Genomic DNA, 13,484 nt, shown 5'->3' on the forward strand with positions numbered 1-13,484 from the left:
GACCTGCTGGTCGTCCGACCGGGGTCGGAAGCGGAAGGAGGCGCGAGGGCCGCATCCGGACCTTCGCAGTGTGTCTAGGTCCGGTTCATGGAGCGATCCCAATGTCTGCTCGTGGCGCAACCTCGACTGCGACGGTGCGAGAAGGACGCCTTTGTCCTCGGTCGCGGCAAACTCGCGACCGAACTGAACCTGCTGAATCTGATCGATGAATACATGACGGCCCTTTTGGTCCGTCGAATGTCAGTCAAGTGCCGTGAGCGGGGACGCAACAACACATCACGCCCGGGTCCGCTATAGGCTATGGTCGGGGATCGAGGGGCCGTGCTCCCGACGCGTGCGACCTGGGAATGGCTTTCGCCTTGCGAGCCTCCAGCCTTCTGCGAAGGGCGCCCATGGCGATCTCTCCCAAGAACTCCACTTCGGAGCTGCCAGCGCACGGGCTCTGTCGCGACTGGCGCGAGGCATGACTGAAAACAGTTATCGTGAGTTCTCGGAAGCCAACCCGGACGCCGTTATCCTCGTCGACGCCGCCGGCCGGATCAACTTCGCCAACCGGCGCGTAGAAGCCATGTTGGGGTATTCCCCCGGCGAGCTTCTCGGCCAGTCGCCAGACCTCCTCCTACCCGAGCGCTATCGCAGCAGCCACGCGGGTCACATGGCCCGCTTCATGAACGACCCGACCCCGCGGATGATGGGCGCGGGCCTGAGCTTGGCGGCGCGGCGCAAGGACGGCAGCGAGTTTCGGTCGGAGATCAGTCTCAGCCCCTATCTTTCCGCCGAGGGCCAGGTGGTCATCGTCGCCGTCCGCGAAGTCACCGGTTCACCGACGCGAGACGTGCTTGAGACCGAGAATTCCGACCTGCGGGATCTTCTTCAGATCGCCAGGCACGATGCGGCGCGCCTGCTGAAAGAGGCGGGGATCGACGCCACAGAGCAGGAGGGCGCCAAGCGCCTGCAGCGCTTGCTGTTGGACGAGACGCATCACCGCATGAAGAACATGCTGGCGACGGTATTGGCGATCACCTCTCAAAGCCTGCGATCGGCCGCGACCTTGGAGGAGGCAAACGCGGCGATCTCCAGCCGCCTGGCGGCGTTGGGGCGAGCCCAGGACCTCTTGCTCAAGGCCAACGAGGCTGGCGCGATATTGACCGAACTGGTCGCGGCCGCCGTCGAGCCGTTTGAGAGCGATGTCATGCCGCGCTTCGTCGTCCCTTTCGCGGCGATCGAGATCGGCCCCGAGGCGGTTCTGCCTCTCACCCTGTCGCTGAACGAGCTATGCACCAACGCGGTTAAGTACGGCGCCCTGTCCAATGCGAAGGGGTGCGTCGAGATCATCTCGATGGCCGATGAATTGAGCCAGCTGTTCAGCCTGACGTGGACTGAATCGGGCGGCCCGCCCGTCATCGCGCCCACTCGACGAGGTTTCGGCACGCGACTGCTGGGCGCCCTAGCCAAGCAGCTCCATGGCGAAGTCACCGTGCGATATGACCCCGAAGGCATTGTCTATCGACTCGACAGTCCACTTTCGATGCTTCGCGCATCGCCAGCGCACCAACGGAGTGTTTCAAGCAGCTTGTGAGAGTGGCGCGCGCAAACGACCGAGCAGACCACTTGATCTCGCTGTGTTTTCTTTGGAGCGAGTGTCGTGATCTTGGAGCGGGTCGAGAGTCCGGTTATGGCGCGACAAAGCCTGTGACCTCCTGGACCTGCTGCCGTGTTGGCTTACGCTAAAGCGGCTGGCGGTTTTTTGCGCCAGCGGCACGAGCCAGATCGCTCATCCGCCACGCCTCGCATCGGCCAGGAGGGCCTTTCGCATAGTTCGGGCATTTGGCGGCTACACACCGCCGGCGGCCAGAGGGCTAGCGCCAGGGCGAGGGCGGCCATAGCCTTGGCGCTATGTTAGGCTCGGGGCCAGATTGGATCGTTAAGGCCGGCCGCGTGGCGCGCGGGTTCTCGGCAACGACCCATCGCGCGCGCGGCGCCAAGCACTCCGTCTATGTGGTGCTGCTGCATGATCCCCGACGCAGCGACCCCTGGGGCCTCTATGTCGGCCAGACCTCTCGCGATCCCGACCTGCGCTTTGATCAGCACAAGGCCGGCTACAAGGCCAGCAGCGCCGCGCGACGGTTTGGCGTTCGGCTCCTGCCCGATCTCGCCGCCCATCTCAATCCCATGCGCCAGTGGGAGTCGCTGGAGATCGAGGCCGCGCTCGCCGAGGCGTTCCTCGCGGCCGGCGTGCATTGGGTCGAGGGCGGCCACTAGGCATCGGCCCGCCTGCGTCGGCGCCGCTTGTCCGTGCAGGGTTAAGCATCCTGGTTTTGGCGCGGTTCAACCCTGCCAGGCGGGCGGCTCAGCCCATGTGATGGGCCGTGTGGTAGTCATCGGGTTTGCAGCGCAAAACTAGCTCCGCGAGGGGGCCATGGTCGTGCGATCCGCCCTCGGGCCCGGGCAAACCTGCCGTCAGGTTCTCTTTCTTTCTCCCCGATTGACCAGACGATTTGGCTGTTGAGGCCAGCCTGCTCGCGGTCTTCTTACTCGTCCCCGTCAACAACGGGGATACGCCGTGGAGCCTTCCAAGCCTGATCTGGAGATGTCGCGTAGCCATCGCATGCTGCGCACGGCCTTGGGCCCCGTGCTGCTGGCGCGGCTGGAGGACCCCGGCGTCGCCGAGGTCATGCTCAATCCCGACGGCGCGGTGTGGATCGACCGCTTCGATGTCGGCCTTCGCCCCGCCGACCTGTCGCTGAGCCCCGCCGACGGAGAGCGGATCATCCGCCTGGTCGCCCACCATGTCGGGGTGGAGGTCCATGCCGGTCGGCCGCGCCTGGCCGCGGAATTGCCCGGCGGCGGCGAGCGCTTCGAGGGTCTTCTGCCGCCGCTGGTCTCGGGCCCGACCTTCTCCCTGCGCAAGCCCGCCAGCGTGGTCTTTCCGCTCGACGACTATGTCGAGCACGGCGTGATGAGCGACGGGCAGGCAAGGGTGCTCGCCGACGCGGTCCGCGAGCGCCGCAACATCCTGGTCGTTGGTCCGACCTCCAGCGGCAAGACCACCCTGGTCAACGCCCTGCTGGCCGAGGTGGCCGCCCTGGATGAGCGCGTGGTCCTGATCGAGGACGTGCGCGAGCTGCAATGCCCGGCCCGCAACCTGGTGGCCCTGCGCACCAAGGAAGGCGTGGCGAGTCTGGCCGACCTCGTCCGCTCCTCGCTGCGACTGCGGCCCGATCGGATCATCATCGGCGAGGTTCGCGGGGCCGAGGCCCTGGACCTGATCAAGGCCTGGGGCACGGGCCATCCAGGGGGCGTGGCCACCCTGCATGCGGGCTCTTCGCTCGGCGCCCTGCTGCGCCTGGAGCAACTGATCCAGGAAGCCGTGGTCACCGTGCCGCGCGGCCTGATCGCCGAAACCATCGACCTTGTGGCCGTCATCGCCGGCCGCGGCCGCCTGCGCCGCCTGGTCGATCTGGCTCGCTTGGAGGGCCTTGGCCCCGACGGCGCCTACCAGCTCACCCCCGCCCTGACCTTCAAGGAGAATGCCGATGTCTCGTAGCCTCGTCTCGCCTGGATCCTTGTCTCCTCCGCCGCCGCGCTTTCGGCTCTCGTCCCTGAGCCTCCGGTCGATGATCGCCGGTCTCTGGGGCATGGCGATCATGGCCACCAGTCCGGTCCAGGCCGCCGGCTCGTCCATGCCCTGGGAAGAACCGCTGCAGCGGATCCTGGAGTCGATCGAAGGCCCGGTGGCCAAGATCATCGCGGTGATCATCATCATCGTCACCGGTCTGACCCTGGCGTTCGGCGACACCTCCGGCGGCTCGCGCAAGATGATCCAGATCGTCTTTGGCCTGTCGATCGCGTTCGCCGCCTCAAGCTTCTTCCTGTCGTTCTTCTCGTTCGGCGGCGGAGCGCTGGTCTGATGGCGGGCGATCGCGCGACCGGCTTCGCCGCGCCTGTTCATCGGGCCCTGACGCAGCCGATGCTCCTGGCCGGCGCGCCCCGCGCGATCGCCCTGGTCAACGGCACCCTCGCCGCGGCCCTGGGCCTGGGCCTTCGGCTTTGGCTGGTGGGCCTGGTCGTCTGGCTCGTCGGCCACGGTCTGTCGGTCTGGGCCGCGCGCCATGACCCGCTGATTTTCGATGTCGGACGCCGCCACGTACGGCTTCCCGCGCGGCTGGAGGTCTAGCCGATGCTGGACCTTCGCGAATATGCCCGCCGTCCCAAGCTGCTATGCGACTATCTGCCTTGGGCCGCCTTGATCGCGCCCGGCGTGATCCTCAACAAGGACGGATCCTTCCAGCGCACTGCGGGCTTTCGCGGACCTGACCTGGAATCGATCGGTGACGCCGAAGTCGCCGCGGTCGCCGCGCGCCTCAACAACGCCTTGCGACGGCTCGGCTCGGGCTGGGCGATCTTCATCGAGGCCCGCCGCGATCCGGCCATGGCCTATCCCGACAGCGTCTTTCCAGATCCGGTCTCGGCCTTGGTCGATATCGAGCGGCGCCAAGCCTTCCTGGAGGAGGGGGCTCATTTCGAGAGCCGCTACTTCCTGACGCTAGTGTTCCTGCCGCCGGCCGAGCGCGCCGGGCGTCTGGAGAACCTCTTCGTCGAAGGCCGCGCGCACGGCCAGATCGACTGGCGCGGCCAGGTCGCCGGCTTTCTCGATCGTTCCAACCGCTTGCTGGCCCTGGTTCAAGGCCTGACGCGCGAGGCCGATTGGCTCGACGACGCGGCGACCTTGAGCTTCCTGCACGGCGCGGTGACGACCCGGCGCCAAGGCGTGCGCGTCCCCGAGACCCCGATGCAGCTAGACGCATTGCTGGCGACGCAGCCGCTGACCGGCGGCCTGGAGCCGCGGCTGGGCGGCGCCCACCTGCGCACCCTGACCATTGTCGGCTTTCCAAGCCAGACCCTGCCGGGCGTTCTGGACGAGCTCAATCGCTTGGCCTTCGCCTATCGCTGGTCGACCCGGGCCCTGTGCCTGGACAAGGCCGACGCCAACCGGATGATCGGCAAGATCCGCCGTCAGTGGTTCGCCAAGCGCAAGTCGATCGGGGCTTTGCTGCAGGAGGCCCTCACCCAGCAGCCCTCGGCCCTGGTCGACAATGACGCCAGCAACAAGGCTGGCGAGGCCGACCAGGCCCTGCAGGATCTGGGCGCCGACGCGGTGGCCTACGCCCTGGTCACCGCCAGTCTGGTGGTCTGGGACGACAACCCCGACCGCGCAGACGCCAAGTTAGCCCTGGCCGAGAAGGTCATCGCCGGTCGCGACTTCACGATCATCAAGGAGCGCATCAACGCGGTCGAAGCCTGGCTTGGGACCTTGCCCGGCCAGACCTACGCCAATGTCCGCCAGCCGCCGCTATCGACGCTGAACCTGGCCCACATCGCGCCGCTGTCGGCGGTGTGGGCCGGGCCGCAGACCAACACCCACCTGGGCGGCCCGCCGCTCCTGATGGCCAAGACTGAGGGGGCGACGCCGTTTCGGCTCTCGCTGCACGTGGGCGATGTCGGCCACACCCTGGTCGTGGGTCCCACCGGCGCCGGCAAGAGCGTGCTCCTGGCGATGTTGGCCTTGCAGTTTCGACGCTACGCCGGCGCGCGCATCGTCGCCTTTGATTTCGGCGGCTCAATTCGCGCCGCAGCCCTCGGTATGGGCGGCGTCTTCCATGATTTGGGCGGGGTGCTGCTCGACGCCGAGCGACCCGCCGTGGCCTTGCAGCCCCTGGCGGGCGTCGACGACCCCGCCGAGCGCGTATGGGCCATGGACTGGATCGCCGCCTTGATTTCGGGACAGGGCGTCGTCATGACCCCGACCGTGCGCGATCACATCTGGTCGGCCCTGGCGAGCCTGGCCTCCGCGCCTCGCGAAGAACGGACTCTGACCGGCTTGGCGGCGCTGTTGCCGACCCTGGACCTGAAGAACGCCTTGGCGCCCTACACCCTGGCGGGGCCTTGGGGACGGTTGCTTGACGCCGATCATGAAGCGTTGGCCGCAGCCGCGGTCCAGGCCTTCGAGACCGAAGGCCTGCTGGGCACGCTCGCCGCCCCAGCCGTGCTGGCCTATCTCTTCCACCGTCTTGCGCGCGACCTCGACGGTCGGCCGACGCTGGTTCTGGTGGACGAAGCCTGGCTTGCCCTGGTGGACCCGACGTTCGGGCCGCAGCTGGAGGCCTGGCTGGCCTTGATCCGCAAGAAGAACGGATCCGTCGTCCTCACGACTCTTTCGCTGTCGCAGATCGAGAAGAGCCCCCTCGCCTCGGCGATCGCCGAGTTGTGCCTGACGCGGATCTTCCTGCCGAACGGATGGGCGCGCGACCCGCAGGGCGCTGCGGCCTACCGCCGGTTCGGGTTCAACGACCGGCAGATCGACATCGTCGCCGAGGCCACGCCCAAGCGCGACTACTACGTCCAGTCCAGGGCTGGCGAACGGCTCTTCGACCTGGGTCTGGGGCCCATCGCCCGCGCCTTTTGCGCCGCGTCCTCGAAGACCGACCAAGCCGACATCGCCCAGGTCCTGGCCGCCCACGGTCCGGACGGCTTCGCCGCCGCCTGGCTGCGCCATCGCCGCCTGCCGTGGGCCGCCGATCTCCTCGCTGACATCACCCTTCCGGAGCGTTCCGAATGACCTTCCCCCGACGCCGGTTGGCGGCGCTGCTGTGCGGCGCGGCCATGATCGCCACCACGACCAGCCTGACCCCGACGGCCCAGGCCCAGGTCGCCGTATATGACCTCAGCAACTATGCGCAAAACGTCCTGCAGGCCGCCCGCGCCTTGCAGCAGGTCAACAACCAGATCACCAGCCTGCAGAACCAGGCCCAGATGCTGATCGGCCAGGCGCGGAACCTCGCCAGCTTGCCCTATTCGTCGCTGTCGGCGCTGCAGGAGCAGGTCGCCGCCACCCAGGCCCTGCTCGGCGAGGCCCGCGCGCTGGCCTATAATGTTCGCGATATCCAGGACGCCTTCCATCGGCGCTATGGCCTGGCCGACCTGACCGCCAGCGACGCCGACCTGACCCTGCGGGCCGAAACCCGTTGGGCGACCTCGGTGGCTAGCTTCGAGGACGCCTTGAAGGTTCAGGCCGGCGTCGTCGAGGGCCTGGAGACCACTCGCGTCGAGATGCGGAACCTGGTCTCGGCGAGCCAGGGCGCGGGCGGTGCGCTGCAGGCCGCACAGGCCGGTAACCAGCTCCTGGCCCTCCAAGCCCAACAGCTATCCGCCTTGACCGCCGTCGTCGTCGCCAATGGCCGCGCCGAGGCGCTGGATGCGGCCGACCGGGCCGCCGCCCGCGCCGACGCCAAGGCCCGCTTTGCCAAGTTCATGGGAGCCGCGCCCCAGCCATGACCCGGTCCCTTGTCTGGGGGACTTCACTGATCATCTTGCTGGGGGCCGCTGTCTTGGCGGGCAGGGCGTCCCAGGCTCCACCCTCCGACGCGGGTCGGCCCGCCGGCGCGACGGGCGCGTTGGGCGCCGGACCCGAGCGCGAGCTGGCGCGATGCCGGACGGCGCCGCAGGGCGACCTGGCCTGCCGCGCGGCCTGGGCCGCGGCGCGTGAGCGCTTCTTCGGGCGGACGGCGTCATGAGCGATACCGGCGTCATCGATCGGATGCTGGACGTCTACACCCAGCATATCGACAGCGGCTTTGGTCTGCTGGGCGGGGAGGTGGCGTTCCTCTCCACGACCCTGGTGGCCATCGACATGACCCTGGCGGCGCTGTTTTGGGCCTGGGCTCAAGACGACGTCACCGCTCGGCTGGTCAAGAAGACCCTCTATGTCGGCTTCTTCGCCTTCCTGATCGGCAACTTTCATGCCCTCAGCGCGATCGTCCTGAAGAGCTTCTCGGGCCTTGGCCTCAAGGCGTCGGGCGCGGGGATTTCCACCGAGGACTTCCTGCGGCCCGGCAAGCTGGCCGCCCTGGGCATCACCGCTTGCAAGCCGATCCTTCAGGCCGCCAGCGACCTGGGCGGGTTTCCCGGCTTTTTCGAAAACATCGTCCAGATCGTCATCCTGCTGGCCGTCGCCCTGCTGGTGATCGTCGCCTTCTTCGTCATCGCCGTGCAGATCCTTGTCGTCCTGATCGAGTTCAAGCTGACCACCCTGGCCGGTTTCGTCCTCGTGCCGTTCGGGCTCTTTGGACGCACCGCCTTCCTGGCCGAGCGGGTGCTGGGCGCGGTCATCGCCTCGGGCGTCAAGGTCATGGTGCTGGCGGTGATCGTCGGCATCGGCTCGACGCTGTTTGCCGAGTTCAACAACGCCTCTGTCGGTCAGCCGACCTTGGAAGAGGTGCTGGCCATGGCCCTGGCGGCTCTGACACTGCTGGGCCTGTCGATCTTCGGTCCCAGCGTCGCCTCGGGCCTGGTCACCGGCGCGCCGCAGCTTGGCGCGGGCGCGGCGATCGGCACCGGCTTGACCGTCGCGGGCATGGCCATGGTCGGAGCCGGCGCGGTGCAGATGGCGGCCGGCGGCGGCGCGAGCCTGGCCTCCGCCGCCGCCGGGGCGGGCGGGAGCGCTCGTCCGCCGCCGGGCGGCGCGCCGCCTGCCGGAGCTGCCGGCCCCAGTGGTGGACCCAGCGGCGGCGGACCCTCGCCCCAGGGTGGCCCGGCCGCGCCCAGCGCCGCCGCGGCCAAGGCGGCTGCGGGTTCGGGATCGGACAGTGGCGGGTCGGGGTCCGGCGCCCCGCCGGCCGGCTCCGCGCCGGCCTCCGAGAGCGCGGAGGCGCCGTCCTGGGCCCGCGACCTCAAGTCCCAACAAGCCCTGGCCCATGGCGCGAGCCTGGCCGCCCACGGCCTGGCCAGCGGCGACGACCATAGCGGCGGCGCCAGTCCCTCTCTCTCGGAGCAAAGCTGATGAACCCCTTCAAGGGCCCCTCGCGCCTGGGCGCGACCCCCGTTCCTGAAACCCCCTATCAGAAGGCCGGGCAGGCCTGGGACGCGCGGATCGGCAGCGCCCGCGTCCAGGCGGCCAATTGGCGGCTGATCGCCCTGGGCCTTCTGGCCGCCAACCTCATCCAGTCGGGCGGCATGATCTGGCAGGCCTCGCGCGGCGCGCTCGTCCCCTGGGTCGTCGAGGTCGACCGGTTGGGCCAAATCCAGGCGGTCGGCCCGGCGGTGCGCGGTTATCGACCGCCCGATCCGGTCATCGCCTGGACCCTGGCGCGCTTTGTCGAGAACACCCGGTCCCTGCCGGCTGACCCGGTGGTGCTAGGGCAAAACTGGCGCAGCGCCTACGATTTCACCGACGCCGATGGGGCCGCGGCCCTGTCCGACTATGCCCGGGGCGCCAATCCCTTCGAGCAAGTCGGCAAGGCCCAGGTCTCGGTCGAGATCAGCAATGTCGTGCGCGCCTCGCCCGACAGCTTTCGGCTAGCCTGGATCGAGCGACGCTATGTCGATGGCCAACTGGTCTCCACCCAGCGCTGGAGCGCCATCCTCACCTTGGTGATCGCGCCGCCGGCCTCGCCCGACGCCTTCGTCAAAAATCCCTTCGGCATTTTCGTCCGGGCCATCGCCTGGTCGCGGGAGTACGGCGCATGATCCGGCCGCTTTTGATCGCGTCGTTCGGCGCGAGCCTGACCGCTGGCGTGGGCGGATCGGCCTTAGCCGCGCGGACCGCGCCCGCGCCCCAGACCGTGGACGCCGTCGAGTTCCTTTACGGCGAACGCGGCGTCTTCGACATCGTGGCCGCGCCAGGACGGATCACCGATCTGGTCCTCGAAGCCGGAGAGGCCCTGGTCGACACCAATCCTATCGCGGCGGGGGACACACTGCGCTGGGTTATCGGCGACACCACAAGCGGGGAGGGCGCGGCGCGCCGTGTTCACATCCTGGTCAAACCGGTACAGGTGGGACTGTCGACCAACCTGATCATCAACACCAACCGCCGCACCTATCATCTCGACCTGCGGGCCTCGGAGCGTGCTTTCCTGTCCCAGGTGTGGTGGCGCTACCCGGCGGCGGCGCCGGGCGCCCAAGACAAGCCTGCCGCCGCGCCCGCTGCGGCGGTCGACGCGACCGCATCGCGCGCCGGCGCCCCGACGGCGGCGGCCATGGCCGCCGCGCCGCTCAATCGGGCCTATCGGATCAAGGGTGCGGCGGCTTGGCGGCCCACCGGGGTCTTCGACGATGGCGAGCGAACCTATGTCGAGTTTGGACAGGGCGTCGTGCTCGCCGATCTGCCGCCGCTGTTCCTGGTCGGCGCGGACGGCAAGAGCTCCGAACTGGTCAACTATCGGGTCGAGGGTCGGCGACTGGTGGTCGACCGCCTGTTCGACCGCGCCGAGCTGCGCCTGGGGCTTAAGCGCTGGGAGCGTCGGGTGCGTCTTGAGCGAGTTTCCGCAGCCCAGGAGATCGGACGATGAGCGAGACGATCGAACAGGAGCAACAGGCCATCGCCAAGGACCTTCGGCTGCGTGGGTCGGCCCGGTCGGTGACCCAGGTGTCGCGCAAGGCCCTGGTGGTTACCGGGGCAGTTCTGGCGGCCGGTGTGGCCGGGGCCTTGGCCTGGTCGCTACGCGACCACGATCGCGCGCCGCCCAGCCGTGTCGTGACGCAGGTCGCCTCGCCCCCCGAACAGGTCACGGGCCTGCCCAAGGACTATCTCAAACGCGGCGACACGCCGGTCCTGGGACCGCCGTTGCCCGGCGACCTTGGCCGCCCCATCCTCAGCGCCCAGCGCGCCCGTGAGGCCGGCGGCGCCGGCGCCAGTGGCGGTCCGGCGGCGCCGCGGCCGAGCGCGTTCGAGGCTCAGTCGCCCTCTAGCGCCCGTCCCGCGCCGCGGCCCAATCCGGTCATCGCCGCGCGTCAGGCCGCCCGGGCCAGCGCCTTGTTCGCGGCCGCCACGCCGTCGCCGTCGTCGACGGCGGCGTTGGTTGCGCCCGTCGGCCCGGAGCATGCCGACGATCCGCGAACGACCAGCCCCGAGCGGCTGCAGGCGCCAGCCTCGCCCTACCTCCTGCAAGCCGGGTCGATCATCGCGGCCGCCCTTGTCACCGGATTGCGATCGGACGCCAGCGGTCTGGCCATCGCCCAGGTCAGCCAGGACGTCTTCGACAGCCTGGGTGGTCATCATCTTCTGATACCGGCCGGCGCGCGGCTGATCGGTGACTACGAAACCACGACCAAGTCCGGGCAGAGCCGGCTGGCGGTGATCTGGACGCGCCTGATCCTGCCGTCGGGACGCTCGATCGTCCTGGACAAGTTGCCGGCCGCCGACGCCCAAGGCATGGCCGGCTTGCAAGACGGTGTCGATCGCCATGGCCGGGCGGTGCTCGCCGCCGCCGCGCTCAGCACCGTGCTGGCGATCGGCGCGGATGCTGGGCAATCCAGCGATGGCGGCGACCTTGAACGGGCGATCCGCCGCGGCGCCAGTCAGTCGGTCAGCGATGTCGGCCAGCAGGCCGTGGGCCGGAGCCTGAACTTGACCCCGACCCTGACGATCCGGCCCGGCGCGCCGCTTCGCGTTCTGCTGTCGCGGGATCTGGTGCTCGAACCCTACAACGAGGAGACGCGACCATGAGCAAGCTGAAGCTGGGGCCGCTCGAAGACGACCTGCCGGTCAAGATCACGGTCGACCTTCCGGCCGCGGTGCATCGCGACTTGGCCGACTACGCCAAGGCCCTGGCCGCCGAGACCGGGGGGAAGGTCGCCGAGCCGGTCAAGCTGATCGCCCCGATGCTGGCGCGGTTCATGGCCACTGACCGCGGGTTCGCGCGGGGCCGAAAGCGTGCCGACTGACGGCGTCTGGGACGCCTTGGCCAGGCCTTTGGCCTCGGTTCCGGGGTCGGCGCCGGATCAAGGCGGGCAGAGCGCCGACGATCAAGCGCGGACAGGCAAGGCGCCAGTCGCGCCTGGTTCCAGGGCCTCTGTTGAGCAATCGCCGGCGCGGTGCGTCTGGTGTCGGGTCCCTGAGACAGGCCGCGTTTGGGAGGGCGTCGACTCATGATTTCGTCCGTCCGCGATCGAAGTTGACCTGGGAGACGCGCCGATGAGCCCTGAAGCCTTTGCCGCGATCGGGGCCGGATTGGCCATGGTGAAGTCCAAGGCCGTGATGGGCGCGGTGCGTCTGGCCGTCCATGGCAAGGTTTTCGCCACGGTCGGCTGGCCTCGGGCAGACTGGGCCGTGGTCAAGCTGTCTCCCCCGGACCAGGCTCAGTTGACCGAAGTCTCGAGCGCGCTCGAGCCCGAACCCGGGCGACGCGGATCCAAGGGGGTGACCCTGGTGCGTCTGGCCGCGCTCAGCGAAGCGGTCGCCAATCGTGTGCTGATCGCCGCCTGGCAGTCGGCGATGTCTTCGCCGGCGCCGTTGTCCAAGACGGGTTAAGCCGGATCGCGGCCTGTCAGGGGCTGCCAAGCCCGTCGATTTCGAGGAAGCCGCGCCGTGATCAAGCTGGCCGGGTCGCGCATGTCGTACTCATCCCATCGAATGCGATTTACGCCGTCGGTTTTGGATCATCCTCCACGCTGAGCGTGGGCCAGGACCAAGCGTGCTCGAAATTGGCGTCGAGCCACTCGGCCCAAGCCTCGATCTCGCCAATGGCCGCCCAAAGCGTTTCACGGGAGATCCGCAAGGGCGGGGCCAAGTAGGATCCAAACAGATCGTCGCGCGGAACCCAGGCCTGGATCTCCGCGGGGCGGGCAAAAAACGGCAAGGGGTGCTTGTCGAGTGTCTTGCGATCGTGCCGAGCGCGCATGGAGAGCAGGCTGTCGCCGTGCTGGCTGCGATTACGCGCCAACACGACCTGGTCGATGATGTCGAAGCGGGCGGCGCACTGGCTCCATCGCGGGCCGAAGATCTCGGAGAAGGCGGCGCGATAGGCGGCGACAAAGCCTTCGCGCGCGGCCAGCTTGTCTTCGTGCTTGTCGAAAGCGAACCGAAATTCGCGCTGGCGCCAGGTGTTCAAATAGAGCTTCAGGCTGTCGGCGAGCAGCGATACGCAGGTTTGGCCGATCAGCGCGATCGCGATCTCAGCGCCCTCCCATTCGGCTTGATACAGGGGCCCACCGTCTTCCGGGTCGCCGTATAGCTCGAACGGTGAGGTTCCTGCATTGATGCGCTCGTGGATGTCGACGAACGGTTTGGCGGCCTCGTCGAAATAGTAGCGGATGAATGTGGTGCGATCTTTGAGGAAGTAGGTCGTCTCGCTTTCGGTGGGCCACATCAACCCTCTCCCTGGAGGTCAGCGCGCAAGCTGGCACTTTTTGCTGGCAGCGTCGCTCGGAAGGCTTGGGGCTCCGCCCCCGGCGCGCTTCGGATCGTCTTCCGCCCAGCTTCGGCCGGCCTTTGGCCGTCCTGCAGCCGGGTCCCCGCGAAGCCGCCCCTCCGCTTGCACCCCCGGTCTCGCCGACGGGCAAGGGTTCATGCTGAACCCTGCTTTGAGGATGAAGATCATGGGACAAGCCACTGAAAAGCTGAAACCCCGCATCTATGTCGCCTGTCTGGCGGCCTATAACAACGGCTGGCTGCACGGCGTCTGGATCGATGTCGAGGATGACGC

16 protein-coding genes are annotated in these 13,484 nt (G+C 68.4%); 15 read left to right on the top strand and 1 reads right to left on the bottom strand.

The annotated features are described in order from the left end of the window. The first annotated feature begins 463 nt into the window (after window positions 1-463). The 14 genes from ACP7AG_RS20855 to ACP7AG_RS20920 all read left to right on the top strand — a co-directional run bounded on the left by ACP7AG_RS20855 (window position 464) and on the right by ACP7AG_RS20920 (window position 12,310). Window positions 464-1,579, top strand: coding sequence for an HWE histidine kinase domain-containing protein (locus ACP7AG_RS20855; protein WP_426033292.1), 1,116 nt, complete (start codon window positions 464-466; stop codon window positions 1,577-1,579). A 359-nt stretch (window positions 1,580-1,938) separates the two neighbouring features. Then, window positions 1,939-2,262 (top strand): hypothetical protein, encoded by a 324-nt coding sequence (locus ACP7AG_RS20860; RefSeq protein WP_426033294.1) that lies wholly within the window; start codon window positions 1,939-1,941, stop codon window positions 2,260-2,262. A 328-nt stretch (window positions 2,263-2,590) separates the two neighbouring features. Beyond that, window positions 2,591-3,547, top strand: a complete 957-nt coding sequence (trbB, locus tag ACP7AG_RS20865) for a P-type conjugative transfer ATPase TrbB (RefSeq protein ID WP_426033296.1) — start codon at window positions 2,591-2,593, stop codon at window positions 3,545-3,547. Window positions 3,548-3,617: 70 nt separating this feature from the next. Further along, window positions 3,618-3,911, top strand: coding sequence for a TrbC/VirB2 family protein (locus ACP7AG_RS20870; protein ID WP_426033298.1), 294 nt, complete (start codon window positions 3,618-3,620; stop codon window positions 3,909-3,911). Beyond that, window positions 3,911-4,177, top strand: a complete 267-nt coding sequence (locus ACP7AG_RS20875) for a VirB3 family type IV secretion system protein (RefSeq protein WP_426033300.1) — start codon at window positions 3,911-3,913, stop codon at window positions 4,175-4,177. Before ACP7AG_RS20870 ends, ACP7AG_RS20875 begins: the two co-directional genes overlap by 1 nt. Window positions 4,178-4,180: 3 nt before the next feature. Beyond that, on the top strand, window positions 4,181-6,619 hold the full coding sequence (gene trbE / locus ACP7AG_RS20880; RefSeq protein WP_426033302.1) for a conjugal transfer protein TrbE: 2,439 nt from the start codon (window positions 4,181-4,183) through the stop codon (window positions 6,617-6,619). After that, window positions 6,616-7,335, top strand: a complete 720-nt coding sequence (gene trbJ / locus ACP7AG_RS20885; protein WP_426033304.1) for a P-type conjugative transfer protein TrbJ — start codon at window positions 6,616-6,618, stop codon at window positions 7,333-7,335. Before trbE ends, trbJ begins: the two co-directional genes overlap by 4 nt. After that, window positions 7,332-7,574 (top strand): putative entry exclusion protein TrbK-alt, encoded by a 243-nt coding sequence (gene trbK-alt / locus ACP7AG_RS20890; RefSeq protein WP_426033306.1) that lies wholly within the window; start codon window positions 7,332-7,334, stop codon window positions 7,572-7,574. Before trbJ ends, trbK-alt begins: the two co-directional genes overlap by 4 nt. Next, on the top strand, window positions 7,571-8,839 hold the full coding sequence (gene trbL / locus ACP7AG_RS20895) for a P-type conjugative transfer protein TrbL (RefSeq protein ID WP_426033308.1): 1,269 nt from the start codon (window positions 7,571-7,573) through the stop codon (window positions 8,837-8,839). The genes trbK-alt and trbL overlap by 4 nt, the downstream gene beginning before the upstream one ends. Then, the gene (gene trbF / locus ACP7AG_RS20900) at window positions 8,839-9,525 is read left to right on the top strand and encodes a conjugal transfer protein TrbF (protein ID WP_426033310.1); all 687 of its coding nucleotides are present in this window, start codon (window positions 8,839-8,841) and stop codon (window positions 9,523-9,525) included. The genes trbL and trbF overlap by 1 nt, the downstream gene beginning before the upstream one ends. Continuing rightward, a complete protein-coding gene (gene trbG / locus ACP7AG_RS20905) occupies window positions 9,522-10,349 on the top strand; it encodes a P-type conjugative transfer protein TrbG (protein WP_426033312.1) in 828 nt (275 codons plus the stop codon). Before trbF ends, trbG begins: the two co-directional genes overlap by 4 nt. Next, window positions 10,346-11,506: a TrbI/VirB10 family protein gene (locus ACP7AG_RS20910; RefSeq protein ID WP_426033314.1), complete on the top strand. Its 1,161-nt coding sequence runs from the start codon at window positions 10,346-10,348 to the stop codon at window positions 11,504-11,506. Before trbG ends, ACP7AG_RS20910 begins: the two co-directional genes overlap by 4 nt. After that, window positions 11,503-11,724, top strand: coding sequence for a DUF2274 domain-containing protein (locus ACP7AG_RS20915; protein WP_426033316.1), 222 nt, complete (start codon window positions 11,503-11,505; stop codon window positions 11,722-11,724). The genes ACP7AG_RS20910 and ACP7AG_RS20915 overlap by 4 nt, the downstream gene beginning before the upstream one ends. A 250-nt stretch (window positions 11,725-11,974) precedes the next feature. Beyond that, window positions 11,975-12,310 carry a hypothetical protein gene (locus ACP7AG_RS20920; protein ID WP_426033318.1) on the top strand — a complete coding sequence of 112 codons (336 nt, stop codon included), beginning with the start codon at window positions 11,975-11,977 and terminating at the stop codon, window positions 12,308-12,310. Between the two features lie 109 nt (window positions 12,311-12,419). Here the strand turns inward: ACP7AG_RS20920 and ACP7AG_RS20925 are convergent, their stop codons facing one another. After that, window positions 12,420-13,148 (bottom strand): hypothetical protein, encoded by a 729-nt coding sequence (locus ACP7AG_RS20925; protein ID WP_426033320.1) that lies wholly within the window; start codon window positions 13,146-13,148, stop codon window positions 12,420-12,422. Window positions 13,149-13,377: 229 nt separating this feature from the next. Between ACP7AG_RS20925 and ACP7AG_RS20930 the strand changes: the two genes are divergently transcribed. Then, a partial coding sequence (locus ACP7AG_RS20930) for an antirestriction protein ArdA (RefSeq protein WP_426033321.1) occupies window positions 13,378-13,484 on the top strand: 107 nt, incomplete at its 3' end.

It is taken from the genome of Caulobacter sp. DWP3-1-3b2 (assembly GCF_049896325.1).
GTDB lineage: Bacteria > Pseudomonadota > Alphaproteobacteria > Caulobacterales > Caulobacteraceae > Caulobacter.

Excerpts from the sequence above, each read along its gene's own strand:
- trbG (WP_426033312.1), top strand. The coding sequence starts at position 9,522 with ATGATCCGGCCGCTTTTGATCGCGTCGTTCGGCGCGAGCCTGACCGCT.
- ACP7AG_RS20920 (WP_426033318.1), top strand. The coding sequence starts at position 11,975 with ATGAGCCCTGAAGCCTTTGCCGCGATCGGGGCCGGATTGGCCATGGTG.
- trbE (WP_426033302.1), top strand. The coding sequence starts at position 4,181 with ATGCTGGACCTTCGCGAATATGCCCGCCGTCCCAAGCTGCTATGCGAC.
- trbJ (WP_426033304.1), top strand. The coding sequence starts at position 6,616 with ATGACCTTCCCCCGACGCCGGTTGGCGGCGCTGCTGTGCGGCGCGGCC.
- ACP7AG_RS20915 (WP_426033316.1), top strand. The coding sequence starts at position 11,503 with ATGAGCAAGCTGAAGCTGGGGCCGCTCGAAGACGACCTGCCGGTCAAG.
- trbB (WP_426033296.1), top strand. The coding sequence starts at position 2,591 with ATGTCGCGTAGCCATCGCATGCTGCGCACGGCCTTGGGCCCCGTGCTG.
- ACP7AG_RS20925 (WP_426033320.1), bottom strand. The coding sequence starts at position 13,148 with ATGTGGCCCACCGAAAGCGAGACGACCTACTTCCTCAAAGATCGCACC.
- ACP7AG_RS20870 (WP_426033298.1), top strand. The coding sequence starts at position 3,618 with ATGATCGCCGGTCTCTGGGGCATGGCGATCATGGCCACCAGTCCGGTC.
- trbL (WP_426033308.1), top strand. The coding sequence starts at position 7,571 with ATGAGCGATACCGGCGTCATCGATCGGATGCTGGACGTCTACACCCAG.
- trbF (WP_426033310.1), top strand. The coding sequence starts at position 8,839 with ATGAACCCCTTCAAGGGCCCCTCGCGCCTGGGCGCGACCCCCGTTCCT.
- ACP7AG_RS20910 (WP_426033314.1), top strand. The coding sequence starts at position 10,346 with ATGAGCGAGACGATCGAACAGGAGCAACAGGCCATCGCCAAGGACCTT.
- ACP7AG_RS20855 (WP_426033292.1), top strand. The coding sequence starts at position 464 with ATGACTGAAAACAGTTATCGTGAGTTCTCGGAAGCCAACCCGGACGCC.
- ACP7AG_RS20875 (WP_426033300.1), top strand. The coding sequence starts at position 3,911 with ATGGCGGGCGATCGCGCGACCGGCTTCGCCGCGCCTGTTCATCGGGCC.
- trbK-alt (WP_426033306.1), top strand. The coding sequence starts at position 7,332 with ATGACCCGGTCCCTTGTCTGGGGGACTTCACTGATCATCTTGCTGGGG.